This window comes from Massilia sp. LC238 (genome assembly GCF_000735635.1).
GTDB lineage: Bacteria > Pseudomonadota > Gammaproteobacteria > Burkholderiales > Burkholderiaceae_D > Telluria > Telluria varians.
Genome location: NZ_JNNN01000030.1, coordinates 351,418 through 368,911 on the forward strand (window position 1 = coordinate 351,418; position 17,494 = coordinate 368,911).

At 62.1% G+C, this 17,494-nt stretch carries 11 protein-coding genes and 2 tRNA genes; 1 reads left to right on the forward strand and 12 read right to left on the reverse strand.

Going from position 1 to position 17,494, the window contains the following annotated elements:
- Positions 1-39: 39 nt before the first annotated feature.
- Positions 40-2,811 carry an ATP-binding protein gene (locus FG94_RS07520; RefSeq protein ID WP_152570877.1) on the reverse strand — a complete coding sequence of 924 codons (2,772 nt, stop codon included), beginning with the start codon at positions 2,809-2,811 and terminating at the stop codon, positions 40-42.
- A 254-nt stretch (positions 2,812-3,065) separates the two neighbouring features.
- Between FG94_RS07520 and FG94_RS07525 the strand changes: the two genes are divergently transcribed.
- Complete coding sequence (locus tag FG94_RS07525) at positions 3,066-3,425, forward strand: hypothetical protein (protein ID WP_036209110.1); 360 nt, start codon at positions 3,066-3,068, stop codon at positions 3,423-3,425.
- A 121-nt stretch (positions 3,426-3,546) separates the two neighbouring features.
- Here FG94_RS07525 and rpoC read toward each other — a convergent pair whose 3' ends face one another.
- The 11 genes from rpoC to FG94_RS07580 form a co-directional block, all read right to left on the reverse strand.
- Positions 3,547-7,794 carry a DNA-directed RNA polymerase subunit beta' gene (gene rpoC / locus FG94_RS07530; RefSeq protein WP_036209113.1) on the reverse strand — a complete coding sequence of 1,416 codons (4,248 nt, stop codon included), beginning with the start codon at positions 7,792-7,794 and terminating at the stop codon, positions 3,547-3,549.
- A 225-nt stretch (positions 7,795-8,019) separates the two neighbouring features.
- Positions 8,020-12,129 (reverse strand): DNA-directed RNA polymerase subunit beta, encoded by a 4,110-nt coding sequence (rpoB, locus tag FG94_RS07535; protein WP_036209115.1) that lies wholly within the window; start codon positions 12,127-12,129, stop codon positions 8,020-8,022.
- A 297-nt stretch (positions 12,130-12,426) separates the two neighbouring features.
- The gene (gene rplL, locus FG94_RS07540) at positions 12,427-12,804 is read right to left on the reverse strand and encodes a 50S ribosomal protein L7/L12 (protein WP_027868024.1); all 378 of its coding nucleotides are present in this window, start codon (positions 12,802-12,804) and stop codon (positions 12,427-12,429) included.
- Positions 12,805-12,873: 69 nt separating this feature from the next.
- Positions 12,874-13,398 carry a 50S ribosomal protein L10 gene (gene rplJ / locus FG94_RS07545; RefSeq protein WP_036209119.1) on the reverse strand — a complete coding sequence of 175 codons (525 nt, stop codon included), beginning with the start codon at positions 13,396-13,398 and terminating at the stop codon, positions 12,874-12,876.
- 272 nt (positions 13,399-13,670) lie between these two features.
- Positions 13,671-14,369 (reverse strand): 50S ribosomal protein L1, encoded by a 699-nt coding sequence (rplA, locus tag FG94_RS07550; protein ID WP_036209123.1) that lies wholly within the window; start codon positions 14,367-14,369, stop codon positions 13,671-13,673.
- Entirely contained in the window at positions 14,369-14,800 is a 432-nt protein-coding gene (rplK, locus tag FG94_RS07555) for a 50S ribosomal protein L11 (RefSeq protein WP_020653552.1), read from the reverse strand. Before rplK ends, rplA begins: the two co-directional genes overlap by 1 nt.
- A 108-nt stretch (positions 14,801-14,908) precedes the next feature.
- Positions 14,909-15,523: a transcription termination/antitermination protein NusG gene (gene nusG / locus FG94_RS07560; RefSeq protein WP_036209128.1), complete on the reverse strand. Its 615-nt coding sequence runs from the start codon at positions 15,521-15,523 to the stop codon at positions 14,909-14,911.
- Positions 15,523-15,912 carry a preprotein translocase subunit SecE gene (gene secE, locus FG94_RS07565; RefSeq protein ID WP_036209131.1) on the reverse strand — a complete coding sequence of 130 codons (390 nt, stop codon included), beginning with the start codon at positions 15,910-15,912 and terminating at the stop codon, positions 15,523-15,525. Before secE ends, nusG begins: the two co-directional genes overlap by 1 nt.
- Before the next feature lie 37 nt (positions 15,913-15,949).
- Positions 15,950-16,025, reverse strand: a tRNA-Trp gene (locus FG94_RS07570).
- A 100-nt stretch (positions 16,026-16,125) separates the two neighbouring features.
- Positions 16,126-17,316 carry an elongation factor Tu gene (tuf, locus tag FG94_RS07575; protein WP_036209002.1) on the reverse strand — a complete coding sequence of 397 codons (1,191 nt, stop codon included), beginning with the start codon at positions 17,314-17,316 and terminating at the stop codon, positions 16,126-16,128.
- Between the two features lie 86 nt (positions 17,317-17,402).
- Positions 17,403-17,477: transfer RNA gene (locus FG94_RS07580), tRNA-Thr, on the reverse strand.
- Positions 17,478-17,494 lie beyond the last annotated feature (17 nt).

A 17,494-nucleotide genomic window follows, 5' to 3' on the forward strand; every position in this document is an offset into this window, starting at 1 on the left:
TAAGAATATTGCTGAGTTACAGCAACAATGTCAACACAATCAGCTGACGCCCGCAATATCCGGTTCCTGTGCCACACCTGTCTGCGCCGTGTCGACCGGCGGCTGGCACTGCGGCAGCCGGGCCAGGATGTCCGCCAGCGCCCGGAACTCCACCGGCTTGACCAGGTGGTGCTCGAAGCCGGCCTGCTTCGACAGGTCGCGGTCGCGCGCCTGGCCGTAGCCGGTGAGCGCGATGAAGCTGGCCGTCGGATGCTCGCGGCGCAGGCGGCGCGCCAGCTCGTAGCCGGTCATGTCGGGCAGGCCGATGTCGAGGATGAAGGCGTGGGTGTCCGCGATGTCGGCGGACGCGAGCGTGCGCAGGGCGCCCTCGAACACGTGCACGGTGTGCCCCTGCTCGCGCAGCAGCACCGCCAGCGAATGGGCCGCGTCGACATTGTCGTCGACGATGGTGAGCGTGCACGGCGCGACCGGCCGCGCAGCTGTCGCGCCGTGCAGCGGCGCCGGCGCCACGCAGGCGTCGGTTTCCTGGGCCAGGGGCAGCAGGACCGACACCGAGGACCCCAGGTTCGGCCCGTCGCTGTGCGCCTCCACCTGGCCGCCGTGCATCTGGACGATGGTCTTGACCAGCGCCAGGCCGATCCCGAGGCCGCCCTGCGAGCGGTCCGGCGTGCGCTCGGCCTGGGTGAACAGGTCGAACACGTGCGGCAGCAGCTTGGCGTCCATGCCGGCGCCGTTGTCGATGACGGTCATGCGCGCCTGCTCCGGGCCGGCCTCCAGGCGCAAGATGATCTTGCCGCCCTGCGGCGTGTACTTGGCGGCGTTGTTCAGGAGGTTCACCAGCACCTGCACCAGGCGCGTGCGGTCGCCCGCCACGACGACCTGCCGCATGGGCGCTTCCACCGTCAGCGCATGCTTGCGCTCCTCGATGTGCGGGCGCGCCTGCTCGACCGCGGCGCGCAGCACGCCGCTCAGTTCCAGCGTCTCGGTCTCGAGCTTGACCAGGCCGCGCGTCACCCTGGACACATCCAGCAGGTCGTCCACCAGCTCGGTCATGTGGCGCACCTGGCGCGAGATGATGCTGCTGGCCTTCAGGCGCAGGTTCTCGTCGACGCTGGGCATGCGCAGCAATTGGGCCGCGTTGGTGATCGGCGCCAGCGGGTTGCGCAGCTCGTGCGCCAGCATGGCGAGGAACTCGTCCTTCATCTTGCTGTGGCGCTCGGCCTCGGCGCGCGCGGCGCGCTCGCTGGCCAGGATGCCTTCGCGCTCCCTGGCCGCGCGCTGCGCCAGGTCGTACAGGCGCGCATTGTCGATCGCCACCGCGGCCTGGCCCACGAAGCCGGAGATCAGCTGCTCGGTGCGCTCGTCGAACATCTTCGGCTGAGAATGCCCGAAGAACAGGCCGCCCAGCACCTCGCCCGAGCGCGAGCTGACCGAGGCGGCCAGGTAGCTGCGCACTGGCAGGTGCCCTTTCGGCATGCCGTGGTGGGGGCCCATGCGGCCGTAGCGCGGATCCTTGGTGATGTCGTCGCTGCGGACCGGCGGGCCGCCGTTGAAGGTGGGCGCGAACACCGCGGTCGGGCGCGGGTGCCCGAAGCCTTCAAAGGCTTCGCGCGGCGCGCCGCAGAGCGTGTACAGCAGGTAGGCGTCGCCGTTGGCGTCCTTGCCGTTATAGAAGAAGGCGCCGAATTCGGCGCCGGTCAATTCGGTGGCGGCGTCGGTGACGGACTGCAGCAGGGTGTCGATGTCGAGCGTGGAAGCCAGCACCTTGCCGGCGCGGTTGAGCAGCTCGAGCATGCGCGTCTCTTCGCGCAGCGCTTCCTCGGCGCGGATGCGGCGCAGCGCTTCCCAGGTGCGGCGCGCCAGGTCTTCGGCCAGGCTGCGCTCATCAATGGTCCAGCGGTAGGCGTGGTCCTTATACAGGAAGCCGGCGCCGTGCAGGCGGTCGCCGTCCTTCAAGGGGATGACTACCACCGAATGGATGCCGAGCATCAGGCAGGGCTTGGCGACGGCCGCGCATTCCGGATCGGTCGAGACGTCGTTGATGCAGATGGTGGCGCCGCCGCGCAGCGCGTCGATCTGGTTCGGCGACAGCATGTCGATCGGCAGCGTGCCCTGGGCGCCGCCGGTTTCGACCCCGTCCTTCCACTCTTCCTTGACGGTGAAGGTGCGCTTGCCCTCGTCGAGTTCGACGTAGGCGACGTTGGAGCCGGTGAAGTATTCGCTGGTGAGGCGGATGGTCGCCTTCAGCATCGGGGCGAACTCGGTCTCGCGGCGCAGGGTATCGGCCAGCTTGAGCTGGTAGGTCTGGCGGCGCTCGCCCAGCACGGCCTTGGTGGTCTCCACCAGCGTGGCCAGCACGCCGCCGATGCTGCCGTCGTCGCCGTAGACCGGGCTGTAGGAGTGGCTGAAGTAGCACCTCTCCGGATAGCCGTTGCGGTGCAGGGTGATCAGGAATTCGTCGTGGCCGAAGGTGGCGCCCTGGCGGACCTGCTCCCATAGCGGCTGGATTGTCGGCCAGGCCTCGGGCCAGGTGACGCGGGTGTCGTTGCCCAGCGCGCCCTCAAGCTTGCCGCCCAGGATGGGCATGTAGGCGTCGTTGAAGAACTGGACATAGCCATCGCCCCAGGCGAGGTAGGCCGGCATGTGCAGGTCGAGCACGGTGCGCACGGCGTGTTTCAGGCTTTGCGGCCAACTGCTGACGGGACCGACGGAGGTGGTTTCCCAGGGATAGGCGCGCATCTGGCGCTCCATTTCCGACATGGTCGTCGATGCGCTTGCAGCGTCGGAAGCCGCGTCAAAGGGCCAAGGCATGATGCTCGCTGGGCAAGGAATGTGGATGGATCGCTAACTCAGCTGTGGATCATAGCAGTCATTACACGGGACGGGCGTACGGATGAGTTAAATGGACAACATTGTGTCGTACATGTGTCTGTGCAGTTGTGCTTTACCCTGGATGGGTAAGTTGGCGCTGGATGGGCTGGGTTTGCCTCCTTGCGGTGGGGAGTCGATTTAGAATGGGTTTTCCTGGTCAATGAAGGTTGGCCTCTTCAGTGAAAGGAATCCATATGAATCGTTCTCTCCTGCTCGTCGCTCTGCTTGGCCTGATGGCGTCGCCGCTGGTGCATGCCGACGAGCCTTCCGTGTGCACCTCGGTGTGCGCATCCGAGAAGCAGCAATGCACGAGCCGTGCGGGCCGGCTGACCGGGTTCGACAAGCTGCCCCCGGTCGAGGAAAAGAACCAGTTTGCGCGTGTAGCAAACCATGGGCAGGTGGAGTCGGTGCCGGCGCGGGCGGCGGAGCAGTCCGATTTTCACAAGCGCAAGCGTGAACGGCTCGATGCCTGCGATGCGAGCTATCGGAGCTGCACTCGTGCGTGTGCTCCGACCACCTCGTCCATCGCTACCAAGGCCGTGCCGAAACAGTGAACTGAAGTATGCAGGTGAGCCTGGCGATCGGCCGAGCCGGGTTTGTTCGTAAAAGAACATCGGCAAAAAAAACGGCACCCCTCAGGGTGCCGTCTTCATTTCAGCTCTTCAGCTCAGACGATCACTCGCCATCGCCCTGATGCTGCTCGACCGAAGCCGCAGCATTCTGCTGGTCTTCCATCGCCTGCAGCTCGGCGGCCATGTTGGCCTTTTCCTGCTGCAGCAGTGCCTGGCGCTCTTCCGCCTCCCACACTTCCTTCTCCTTGCGGGCGCGGTGGAATGCCAGGCCGGTACCGCCAGGGATCAGGCGGCCGACGATGACGTTTTCCTTCAGGCCGCGCAGGCCGTCGCGCTTGCCCATGATCGCCGCTTCGGTGAGGACGCGGGTGGTTTCCTGGAACGATGCGGCCGAGATGAACGAGTCGGTCGACAGCGACGCCTTGGTAATACCCAGCAGCACGTTTTCGTACTGTGCCGGCAGCTTGCCGACGGCGTTGACCTTGTCGTTCTCTTCCAGCAGCTCCGAACGCTCCACCTGCTCGCCGACGATGTAGTCGGTGTCGCCGGCATCGGTGATCTGCACACGACGCAGCATCTGGCGAACGATCACCTCGATGTGCTTGTCGTTGATCTTCACACCCTGCAGACGGTACACATCCTGCACCTCGTCCACGATGTAGCGGGCCAGCGCTTCGATACCCAGCAGGCGCAGGATGTCCTGCGGATCGGCCGGACCGTCGACGATCATCTCGCCCTTGTTCACCACCTGGCCGTCGTGCACCAGCACTTGCTTGTCCTTGGTGATCAGGAACTCGTGCTTGTTGCCGTCCATGTCGGTGATTTCCAGGCGCTGCTTGCCCTTGGTCTCCTTACCGAATGCGACGGTACCGGTGACTTCGGCCAGCATGCCCGCGTCTTTCGGCGAACGTGCTTCGAACAGTTCGGCAACGCGCGGCAGACCACCGGTAATGTCACGGGTCTTCTGCGATTCGGTCGGGATACGTGCCAGCACTTCACCCACCGAGACTTGCTGACCGTCCTTGACCATGATCAGCGCGCCGACCTGGAAGCCGATCGTCACGGCGTGTTCGGTGCCGGCGATCTTCACTTCCTGGCCTTCTTCGTTCAGCAGCTTGACCTGCGGACGCAGGACCTTGCCCGAACCGCGGCGCTTCGGATCGATCGCCACCAGGGTCGACAGGCCGGTCACTTCGTCCACTTGGCGAGCGACGGTGACGCCCTCTTCCACGTTTTCGAACTTGATCGTACCGGCGTACTCGGTAATGATCGGACGGGTCAGCGGATCCCAGGTCGACAGCGCGGTGCCGGCCTTGACGACCTGGCCGTCCTTGACGATCAGGGTCGCGCCGTACGGCACCTTGTGACGCTCGCGCTCACGGCCGTGGTCGTCGGTGATCAGGACTTCGCCCGAACGCGAGATGACGATCTGCGCGCCCTTGCCGTTGGTGACGTAACGCATCGTGGCGGTGAAGCGCACGGTGCCGTTCGACTTGGCTTCGACCGACGATGCCACTGCCGCACGCGATGCCGCACCACCGATGTGGAAGGTACGCATGGTCAGCTGGGTACCCGGCTCACCGATCGACTGTGCCGCCACGACGCCGACTGCTTCGCCGCTGTTCACCAGCATGCCGCGGCCGAGGTCACGGCCGTAGCACTTGGCGCACAGGCCGTAGCGCGTGTCGCAGTTCAGCGGGGTGCGGACCTTCACTTCGTCGATGCCGACGCGTTCGATCTCTTCCACCATGTCTTCGTCCAGCAGGGTGCCGGCTTCGAACAGGGTTTCCTGGGTTTCCGGGTTGACGACGTCGGTACCGGTCACGCGGCCGAGGATACGGTCGCGCAGCGGCTCGATGACTTCGCCGCCTTCGACCATCGCCTTCATGTGCGTGCCGTTGGTGGTGCCGCAATCGTCCTCGATCACCACCAGATCCTGGGTCACGTCGACCAGGCGGCGGGTCAGGTAACCCGAGTTCGCGGTCTTCAGTGCCGTATCCGCCAGACCTTTACGCGCGCCGTGGGTCGAGATGAAGTACTGCAGAACGTTCAGGCCTTCGCGGAAGTTCGCGGTAATCGGCGTTTCGATAATCGAACCGTCCGGCTTGGCCATCAGGCCTCGCATACCGGCCAGCTGGCGGATCTGGGCTGCCGAACCACGGGCGCCCGAGTCGGCCATCATGTAAATCGCGTTGAACGATTCCTGGGTGCCTTCGGTGCCGTCACGCTTGGTGACCGGTTCCACTTTCAGCTGGTCCATCATCGCCTTGCCGACTTCGTCCGAGGTCTTGCCCCAGATGTCGACGACCTTGTTGTAACGCTCGCCGGCGGTGACCAGACCCGAAGCGTACTGCTGCTCGATCTGCTTCACTTCCGCTTCGGCGGTCGCGATCATGCCCTTCTTGACGTCCGGGATCAGCATGTCGTCGACGGCGATCGAGATGCCGGCGCGGGTCGCCAGGCGGAAGCCCGACTGCATCAGCTTGTCCGCGAAGACGACGGTCGCACGCAGGCCGCACTTGCGGAACGACGTGTTGATCAGCTTCGAGATTTCCTTCTTCTTCAGCGCGCGGTTCAGCACCGAGAACGGCAGGCCTTTCGGCAGGATCTCGGACAGGATGGCGCGGCCGACGGTGGTCTCGTAGCGGGTCACGGTGCGGTCGAATTCACCCTCGGCGTTCTTCGGGTGCTCGACGATACGCACGGTGATGCGGGTCGCCAGTTCGACTTCCTTGTTGTCGTACGCGCGGATGACTTCCGACACGTCCGGGAACATCATGCCTTCGCCCTTGGCGTTGATCGCCTCGCGGGTCGCGTAGTACAGACCCAGCACGATATCCTGCGACGGCACGATCGACGGTTCGCCGTTCGACGGGAACAGGATGTTGTTCGAGGCCAGCATCAGGGTGCGGGCTTCCATCTGCGCTTCGATCGACAGCGGCACGTGGACTGCCATCTGGTCACCGTCGAAGTCGGCGTTGAACGCCGCGCAGACCAGCGGGTGCAGCTGGATGGCTTTACCTTCGATCAGGACCGGCTCGAACGCCTGGATACCGAGACGGTGCAGGGTCGGCGCACGGTTCAGCATGACCGGGTGCTCTTTGATGACCTCTTCCAGGATGTCCCAGACCACCGGTTCCTGGATTTCGACCAGCTTCTTCGCAGCCTTGATGGTGGTCGCGAGACCCATCAGTTCCAGCTTGTTGAAGATGAAGGGCTTGAACAGTTCCAGGGCCATCAGCTTCGGCAGGCCGCACTGGTGCAGCTTCAGCTGCGGACCCACCACGATGACCGAACGGCCCGAGTAGTCGACGCGCTTGCCCAGCAGGTTCTGACGGAAGCGGCCGCCCTTACCCTTGATCATTTCAGCCAGCGACTTCAGCGGACGCTTGTTGGCGCCGGTCATCGCCTTGCCGCGACGGCCGTTGTCCAGCAGCGAGTCCACTGCTTCCTGCAGCATGCGCTTCTCGTTACGCGTAATGATTTCCGGAGCGCGCAGTTCCATCAGGCGCTTCAGGCGGTTGTTACGGTTGATGACGCGGCGGTACAGGTCGTTCAGGTCGGAGGTCGCGAAACGGCCGCCATCCAGCGGGACGAGCGGACGCAGCTCCGGCGGCAGGACCGGGAGCACTTCCATGATCATCCACTCAGGCTTGATGCCCGAGCGCTGGAACGCCTCGAGCACCTTCAGGCGCTTGGCGTATTTCTTGATCTTGGCTTCGGATTTCGATTCCTTCAGTTCGACGCGCAGGGCTTCGGCATCGCGGTGGATGTCGATCGAGCGCAGCAGTTCACGGATGCCTTCGGCGCCCATGAATGCGGTGAAGTCGTCGCCGTACTCTTCGTACTTGGCGGCGTAGTCGTCTTCCGACATGATCTGGCACTTCTTCAGCGGGGTCATGCCAGGATCGGTCACGACGTATGCTTCGAAGTACAGCACGCGTTCGATATCGCGCAGGGTCATGTCCAGGACCATGCCCAGACGCGACGGCAGCGACTTCAGGAACCAGATGTGGGCGGTCGGCGAGGCCAGCTCGATGTGGCCCATGCGCTCACGGCGCACCTTGGCCAGCGTGACTTCGACGCCGCACTTTTCGCAGATGACGCCGCGGTGCTTCAGGCGCTTGTACTTGCCGCACAGGCATTCGTAGTCCTTGATCGGGCCAAAGATCTTGGCGCAGAACAGGCCGTCGCGCTCGGGCTTGAAGGTGCGGTAGTTGATGGTTTCCGGCTTCTTGACTTCGCCGAACGACCAGGAACGGATTTTTTCAGGCGAGGCGAGGCCGATCTTGATGGCGTCGAAGCTCTCGTTTTGCTGAACTTGCTTGAATAGATCGAGCAGTGCTTTCATGTATCACTCCAGAGGTGATTGAATTCTTTACTGAGTACTACTACCGCCGCTTCTCGCCGATTTTCGCCGGCGTTTGCTGAACCGTATCCCTTGAAAACGTCATCCCGGCGCAGGCCGGGATCCAAGTTTTTTGGCATATCAGCCGAATTGGGCCCCGGCCTGCGCCGGGGCGACGACTCGAAGGTCGCGGGCCAGCCCGAAGGCTGGCGGCCATGCTGGCCCTGCTTAGCTGCGCTCGAGATCGATGTCGATACCCAGCGAGCGGATTTCCTTCACCAGCACGTTGAACGATTCCGGCATGCCGGCATCGATCACGTGATCGCCCTTGACCAGGTTCTCGTAAACCTTGGTACGGCCGTTCACGTCGTCCGACTTCACAGTCAGCATTTCCTGCAGCACGTAGGACGCGCCGTAGGCTTCCAGTGCCCACACCTCCATCTCACCGAAGCGCTGGCCACCGAACTGGGCCTTACCGCCCAGCGGCTGCTGCGTCACCAGCGAGTACGGACCGGTCGAACGGGCGTGCATCTTGTCGTCGACCAGGTGGTGCAGCTTCAACATGTGCATGAAGCCGACGGTGACCTTGCGCTCGAATGCTTCGCCGGTGCGGCCGTCGAACATCGTGACCTGGTTCTTCGACGGGGTCATGCCCAAGTGGGTCGCGATCTCGTCCGGGAACGCCAGGTCCAGCATGCGGCGGATCTCGGTCTCGTGCGCACCGTCGAACACCGGCGTCGCGAACGGCACGCCGTTCTTCAGGTTGTTCGCGAGGGTCAGGATCTCTTCATCGCTGAAGCTGTCCAGGTCTTCCTTGCGGCCGGTCTCGTTGTAGATCTTGCCCAGGAAGCCGCGCAGTTCTTCTGCCTTGGCTTGTGCGCGCAGCATGTCGCCGATACGCAGGCCCAGGCCCTTCGCCGCCCAACCGAGGTGGGTTTCGAGGATCTGACCGACGTTCATACGCGACGGAACGCCCAGCGGGTTCAGCACGACGTCGGCTGGGGTACCATCGGCCATGAACGGCATGTCTTCCACCGGCACGATACGCGAGACCACACCCTTGTTACCGTGGCGGCCTGCCATCTTGTCGCCCGACTGCAGGCGGCGCTTGACGGCCAGGTAGACCTTGACCATCTTTTGCACGCCAGGCTGCAGCTCGTCGCCTTGCGTCAGCTTCTTGCGCTTCTCTTCGAAGGCCAGGTCGAACTGGTGGCGCTTCTCGTTGATCGACTCCTTGATCGCTTCCAGCGCGTTCGCGGTGTCGTCGTCGGCCGGACGGATGTCGAACCAGTGGAACTTGTCCAGGTCCGCCAGGTATTCAGCGGTGATCGCAGCACCCTTGGCCAGCTTCTTCGGACCGCCGTTGACCACTTTACCGATCAGCATGCGCTCCAGACGCTGGAAGGCGTCGCCTTCCACGATACGCATCTGGTCGTTCAGGTCCAGGCGGTAGCGCTTCAGCTCGTCGTCGATGATCTGCTGGGCGCGCTTGTCGCGCTGGATGCCTTCGCGGGTGAACACTTGCACGTCGATGACGGTGCCGACCATGCCCGACGGCACGCGCAGCGAGGTGTCCTTCACGTCCGAGGCCTTTTCGCCGAAGATCGCGCGCAGCAGCTTCTCTTCCGGGGTCAGCTGGGTCTCGCCCTTCGGGGTGACCTTACCGACCAGCACGTCGCCGGCTTGCACTTCGGCGCCGATGTACACGATGCCCGATTCGTCCAGGCGAGCCAGCTGGTTCTCGGCCAGGTTCGAGATGTCGCGGGTGATTTCTTCCGCGCCCAGCTTGGTGTCACGGGCGACCACGCTCAGTTCCTCGATGTGGATCGAGGTGTAGCGGTCGTCCTTGACCACGTTTTCCGAGATCAGGATCGAGTCTTCGAAGTTCAGGCCGTTCCACGGCATGAAGGCCACCAGCATGTTCTGGCCAAGTGCCAGTTCGCCCAGGTCGGTCGAGGCGCCGTCGGCGATGACGTCGCCGCGTGCCACGCGATCGCCCACTTGCACGATCGGACGCTGGTTGATGTTGGTGTTCTGGTTCGAACGGGTGTACTTGATCAGGTTATAGATGTCCACACCGACTTCGCCGGCTTGCGCCTCGTCGTCGTTGACGCGGATGACCACACGGCCCGCATCGATGTAGTCGACCACGCCGCCGCGCAGGGCCTGCACGGTGGTGCCCGAGTCGACTGCCACGGTACGCTCGATGCCGGTACCGACGAAGGCTTTTTCCGGACGCAGGCAAGGCACGGCCTGGCGCTGCATGTTGGCGCCCATCAGTGCACGGTTCGCGTCATCGTGCTCGAGGAACGGAATCAGCGACGCTGCGACCGACACGATCTGGCCCGGGGCCACGTCCATGTACTGGATGCGTTCCGGCGAGACCAGGATGGTTTCACCAGCTTCACGTGCCGACACCAGTTCGTCGACCAGTTGGCCTTCTTCATTGATCGCGGCGTTTGCCTGCGCAATGATGTAGCGGCCTTCTTCGATCGCCGACAGGTATTCGATCTTGTCGGTGACCTTCGAACCGTCGACCTTGCGGTACGGGGTTTCCAGGAAGCCGTATTCGTTCAGGCGGGCGTACAGTGCCAGCGAGTTGATCAGGCCGATGTTCGGGCCTTCAGGCGTTTCGATCGGGCACACGCGGCCGTAGTGGGTCGGGTGCACGTCGCGCACCTCGAAGCCTGCACGTTCGCGGGTCAGGCCGCCCGGGCCAAGGGCCGAGACGCGGCGCTTGTGGGTGACTTCCGACAGCGGGTTGGTCTGGTCCATGAACTGCGACAGCTGCGACGAACCGAAGAACTCGCGGATCGCTGCCGAGATCGGCTTGCTGTTGATCAGGTCGTGCGGCATCAGGTTGTCCGCTTCGGCCTGGCCGAGGCGTTCCTTTACTGCGCGCTCGACGCGCACCAGGCCGGCACGGAACTGGTTCTCCGCCAGTTCGCCGACGCAACGCACGCGGCGGTTACCCAGGTGATCGATGTCGTCGACTTCGCCGCGGCCATTGCGCAGCTCGACCAGGATCTTGATCACGGCCAGGATGTCTTCGTTCGACAGGGTCATGTCGCCCACGAGTTCGTCACGGCCGATACGGCGGTTGAACTTCATGCGGCCGACAGCCGACAGGTCGTAGCGTTCCGGCATGTAGAACAGGCCGTTGAACAGGGCTTCCACCGATTCTTCGGTCGGCGGTTCGCCAGGACGCATCATGCGGTAGATCGCCACGCGCGCGGCGGTCTGGTCGGCGGTGTCGTCGGTGCGCAGGGTCTGCGAGATGTAGCCGCCCTGGTCCAGGTCGTTGGTGTACAGCGTCTGGATGTCGGTCACGCTGGCGTCGCGCAGCTTGCCCAGCAGTTCTTCGGTCAGCTCGTCGTTGGCGACGGCGATGACTTCGCCGGTGTCCTGGTCGACGATGTTCTTGGCCAGCACGCGGCCCAGCAGGTAATCTTCCGGCACCGAGATCGACTTGATGCCGGCAGCTTCGATGTCACGGACGTGCTTGGCGTTGATACGCTTGTCCTTGGTGACGATGGTCTTGCCCGACTTCGGATCGACGATGTCGAAGCGCGCGACTTCGCCACGCAGGCGTTCGGACACGAACTCCAGCTCGCCGCCTTCATTGCGGAGGGTGAAATTGTCGAAGACGAAGAAGTTCGCCAGGATCTGCTCCGGCGTCATGCCGATGGCCTTCAGCAGGATCGTGACCGGCATCTTGCGGCGACGGTCGACGCGGAAGAACAGGATGTCCTTCGGGTCGAACTCGAAGTCCAGCCAGGAGCCGCGGTAAGGAATGATACGAGCCGAGAACAGCAGCTTGCCCGACGAGTGGGTCTTGCCGCGGTCGTGTTCGAAGAACACGCCCGGCGAGCGGTGCAGCTGCGAGACGATGACGCGCTCGGTACCGTTGATGACGAACGAACCGTTCGTGGTCATCAGCGGCAGTTCGCCCATGTACACTTCCTGCTCTTTCATTTCCTTCACGACCGGCTTGGTCGGCGATTCCTTGTCCAGGATCACCAGACGCACCTTGGCGCGCAGCGGCGACGCGAAGGTCAGGCCACGCTGCTGGCACTCTTTCACGTCAAACGCAGGGTCGCCCAGCACATAGGACAGGAACTCGAGGCGCGCAAAACCATTGTGCGACACGATCGGGAAGATGGAGCTGAAGGCCGATTGCAGGCCTTCGTTCTTGCGCACGGAGGGAACGGCGTCCGCTTGCAGGAAATTCTCGTAGGATTCGAGCTGGGTAGCCAGAAGATAAGGAACGTTGTGAACGTTGGCGCGCTTCGCGAACGACTTGCGAATGCGCTTCTTCTCAGTAAATGAGTAGTGCATGGACACTCCGTGAGTGACAGAAAGGATGAGAATTCAGGAATTGCCAGTGGTGGTCGCACCACACGCAAGGCCTGAAGCCTCTGCTTTCCCGCCAGGTGATTAAGACAGCCGTACTGCTGTGTTACGATATTTCTGAAACGGTGATGCAGTGATGCTTTGTTTCCTGCCGGCCCCAGATGCAAACGTTTGACGCAGGGACGACAAAAGAGCCAAAGCCGCATCCCCTCCCTTTCGGCAGGTTCCGCAAGCTTTGACTCCCGCGCTGGGCACCCTTGATGAGTGCCCAATGCATATGTATTACTTCAGCTCGGCCTTGGCGCCAGCTTCTTCCAGCTTCTTCTTAGCGGCTTCAGCGTCAGCTTTCGGCAGGGCTTCTTTCACGGTCTTCGGTGCGCCGTCGACGACGTCTTTGGCTTCCTTCAGGCCCAGGCCGGTGATTTCGCGGACTGCCTTGATGACGCCGACTTTGTTCGCGCCGACTTCGGTCAGGACAACGTTGAACTCGGTCTGCTCTTCAGCAGCAGCTGCGCCGCCAGCGGCACCGCCAGCTGCCGGTGCTGCCATTGCAGCTGCCGACACGCCGAACTTCTCTTCGAAAGCCTTGACCAGGTCGTTCAGTTCCATGACCGACATTGCGCCAACTGCGTCCAGGAACTCTTCTTTGCTAATTGCCATTTGAAACTCCAAATATTGTGTGTGTGTAGTACAGGTTTGGTTCTACTTGAACAGAAAGACGCGAAGCGATTACGCTTCGGCGGCTTCCGCTGCCGGAGCAGCGGCGCCTTCGCCTTTTTGTGCTGCGACTGCAGCCAGAACTCGTGCGAAGCCCGACACCGGTGCCTGCATGACGCCCAGCAGCTGGGCGATGAGGACTTCACGGCTCGGGATGCTTGCCAGCGCGGTCACGCCGGCGACATCCAGTGCCTTACCAGCGTAGTTACCAGCTTTCACGACCAGCTTGTCGTTGGTTTTAGCGAAGTCATTGATGACTTTAGCTGCTGCAACGGCGTCGTCCGAGATCGAGTAGATCAGCGGGCCGGTCATGGAATCTGCCAGCGCGGCAAACTGCGTGCCCTCAACCGAGCGACGAGCCAGCGTGTTCTTCAGAACACGCAGGTAGACGCCCTGGGCACGTGCGGCTGCACGGAGTTTGGTCAAGTGAGCAACCTGGATGCCACGGTACTCAGCCACGACGATGGTCTGCGCGGTTGCAACTTTAGCGCTTACCTCTTCGACGACGGCCTTTTTGTCATTCAGATTAAGACCCACGGTCAATCTCCTTAAATGATGCGAACAACATGTTCACATCGGTTCGAACACGGCGTCCGAAGTTAAGAAGTCAATCTAACGCGGATGAACTCACGCAGCGTGGACTACAAAACTTGTTCGGGTACACCATCTGCGTTGGGTGGTCTATTAACCTCCGGCTCAACCTCTGCCTTCGGCCCAACGGTCTTTGACTGCCTGCCGGAGCGGTGATTTGCCCCGACAGCCCAAAGATGCGCCCTGCGATGAAGCTGCAGGGACTTTATTCAGTGCTATTAAGCAGCAGCGATCGAAGCGTGGTCGACGCGGACGCCGGCGCCCATGGTCGACGAGATCGCGACCTTGCGCAGGTACACGCCCTTCGAGGTTGCCGGCTTGGCCTTGTTCAGGGCTTCCAGCAGTGCCGACAGGTTGGTCTTCAGCTGCTCGTCCGAGAAGGACTTGCGGCCGATGGTGGCGTGCACGATACCAGCCTTGTCGGTACGGTACTGGACCTGACCGGCCTTGGCGTTCTTGACGGCGCCAGCCACGTCCGGGGTCACGGTGCCGACCTTCGGGTTCGGCATCAGGCCGCGCGGGCCCAGGATCTGACCCAGGGTACCGACGATACGCATGGTGTCCGGCGAAGCGATCACGATGTCGAACGGCATGTTGCCGGCCTTGACCATCTCGGCCAGGTCTTCCATACCGACGATGTCGGCGCCGGCTGCCTTGGCAGCTTCAGCCTTGTCGCCCGAAGCGAAGACAGCGACGCGCACGGTCTTGCCGGTGCCTGCTGGCAGGACGACCGAACCGCGGACAACCTGGTCCGACTTCTTCGGGTCCACGCCGAGCTGGATCGCGACGTCGATCGACTCGTTGAACTTGGCGGTGGCGAATTCCTTGACGATCGACACAGCGTTGTCGAACGCGTAGACCTTGTTACGGTCCACTTTTGCTTTCATTTCTTTGACGCGCTTGGACAGCTTAGCCATTACACACCCTCCACCGTGATGCCCATCGAACGTGCCGAGCCAGCGATGATACGCACTGCGGCGTCCATGTCGGCGGCGGTCAGGTCCGGCTGCTTGGTTTTTGCGATTTCTTCAGCCTGGGCACGGGTCAGCGTGCCAACCTTGTCGGTATGTGGCTTCGGCGAACCCTTGGTGATGCCAGCGGCTTTCTTGATCAGGTAGGTTGCCGGCGGGGTCTTCATCACGAAAGTGAAGGACTTGTCGGCGAACGCGGTGATCACGACAGGAATCGGCATGCCCGGCTCGAAACCCTGGGTCTGGGCGTTGAACGCCTTGCAGAATTCCATGATGTTCAGGCCGCGCTGACCCAGTGCTGGGCCGATCGGTGGGGACGGGTTTGCTTTACCAGCTGCGACTTGCAGCTTGATAAAACCAATAATCTTCTTGGCCATGATGGCTCCTTGATTTGGTTTGAGTAGTAGCGCCCCACCACTACTACTCTGGCGGGGCTCCTCTTACCGGATTCCGCCTTGCTGCTGCGACGCTCCGATGTAAGCGCTTTAAACCTTTTCTACCTGCCCGAACTCCAGTTCCACCGGAGTTGCGCGACCGAAGATGGTGACAGAGACACGCACCTTCGATTTTTCGTAGTTGACTTCTTCGACGTTGCCGTTGAAGTCGGTGAACGGGCCTTCCTTGATCCGGACCTGCTCGCCCACTTCGTACAGGACTTTTGGACGCGGCTTTTCGACGCCTTCCTGGACCTGCTGCATGATCTTGTCGATCTCGCGCGCCGGGATCGGCGTCGGCTTGTTCGACTTGCCACCGATGAAGCCGGTGACCTTGCTGGTGTTCTTGACCAGGTGCCAGGTCTCGTCCGTCATTTCCATCTCGACCAGGACATAGCCTGGGAAGAAACGACGCTCGGAGACGGCCTTGGTGCCGTTGCGCATCTCGACGACTTCTTCAGTCGGGACCAGGATGCGGCCGAACTGCTCTTGCATGCCCGCGCGCTCGATGCGCTCGGTGAGGGCGCGCATGACGCTCTTTTCCATGCCGGAGTAGACGTGGACGACGTACCAGCGCTTGTTGCTTACCGGGACACTCACGGGAGCCGCACCAGCGTCTTGCGCCGGGTCTTGGCCCGGCGCGTTGTCTTGCACGTTATCGCTCATCAGTTTTTCCATCCCAGGACCAGGTCGTACAACAGGAATTCCAGAACCTTATCCGTGCCCCACAGGAAGATCGCGGTGACGACCACGAAGGCGAACACGATGCCGGTGATCTGGGTAGCTTCCCGACGGGTCGGCCACACAACTTTCTTGGTCTCGCGCACCGACTCCTTGGCGAAGCTCAGGAACTCACGGCCGGTGGTGGAGGTCCACAAAAGCAGGACAGCAAAAACTAAACCAGCCACGAGGGCGCCGGCGGCGACCAAGGCTGGTTTGTTTTGGCCTTTCAGGTAAAAGAACCCGATAACGCCTGCAATCGTGGCAACTACCGCCAGTGCGACCTTGAACTTGTCATTCGAGGTGCTGACAGTTTGCACGGATTGATTGGACATTCTTCTTTACTTTCGGTGCCTACGCACCAGAATTCGGTGGCAGGGGCGGAGGGAATCGAACCCGCGACCTTCGGTTTTGGAGACCGACGCTCTGCCAATTGAGCTACACCCCTACGAAAACTTCTCGCTGAATCCAGCATTATACATGGTACGCGCGTACCAGGCAATGCTGGTCGAGGGAAGCGTTGTTCTGCCTCCCTCTACCATCGCTTATTAGGCGATGATCTTGGCAACCACGCCGGCGCCGACGGTACGGCCGCCTTCGCGGATTGCGAAGCGCAGACCTTCTTCCATCGCGATCGGAGCGATCAGCTTGACGGTGATCGACACGTTGTCGCCTGGCATGACCATTTCTTTGTCGGCCGGCAGCACGATCGAACCGGTCACGTCAGTCGTACGGAAGTAGAACTGCGGACGGTAGTTGTTGAAGAACGGGGTGTGACGGCCGCCTTCGTCTTTCGACAGGACGTACACTTCGCCGGTGAAATCGGTGTGCGGCTTGATCGAGCCCGGCTTGGCCAGAACCTGACCACGCTGGACGTCTTCACGCTTGGTGCCGCGCAGCAGCAGGCCGACGTTGTCGCCAGCTTGACCCTGGTCCAGCAGCTTGCGGAACATTTCCACGCCGGTGCAGGTGGTCTTGACGGTGTCAACGATACCGACGATTTCGATTTCTTCGCCGACCTTGATGATGCCGCGCTCGACACGACCGGTCACCACGGTGCCGCGACCCGAGATCGAGAACACGTCTTCCACCGGCATCAGGAAGGCGCCGTCAACGGCACGTTCCGGGGTCGGGATGTACGAATCCAGTGCGTCAGCCAGTTGCATGATGGCGTCTTCGCCCAGCGGACCAGCCTGGCCTTCCAGGGCCATACGAGCCGAACCCTTGATGATCGGCAGGTCGTCGCCCGGGAACTCGTACTTCGACAGGAGCTCGCGCACTTCCATTTCGACCAGTTCCAGCAGTTCTGCGTCGTCGACCAGGTCGCACTTGTTCAGGAACACGATGATGTACGGAACGCCAACCTGACGCGCCAGCAGGATGTGCTCGCGGGTCTGCGGCATCGGGCCGTCAGCGGCCGAGCACACCAGGATCGCGCCGTCCATCTGCGCTGCACCGGTAATCATGTTCTTGATGTAGTCGGCGTGGCCTGGGCAGTCAACGTGCGCGTAGTGACGGTTTGCGGTTTCGTACTCGACGTGCGCGGTGTTGATGGTGATGCCGCGTGCTTTTTCTTCCGGAGCCGCGTCGATCTGGTCGTAGGCCTTGGCTTCGCCGCCGAACTTCTTCGACAGAACGGTTGCGATTGCAGCCGTCAGGGTGGTTTTGCCGTGGTCAACGTGACCGATGGTGCCGACGTTGACGTGCGGCTTGGTCCGTTCGAATTTTTCCTTTGCCATTTCAGACTCCTAAGATCTAACGATTTTTTTGAGAATTACCAGGCACACCTGACGGACGAGTGCAACGCGACTGCCGTACAAAATTCTGGTGCCCTTGACGTGGATTGAACACGTGGCCTCTCCCTTACCAAGGGAGTGCTCTACCACTGAGCTACAAGGGCTTATTTTTTGCGGTTAG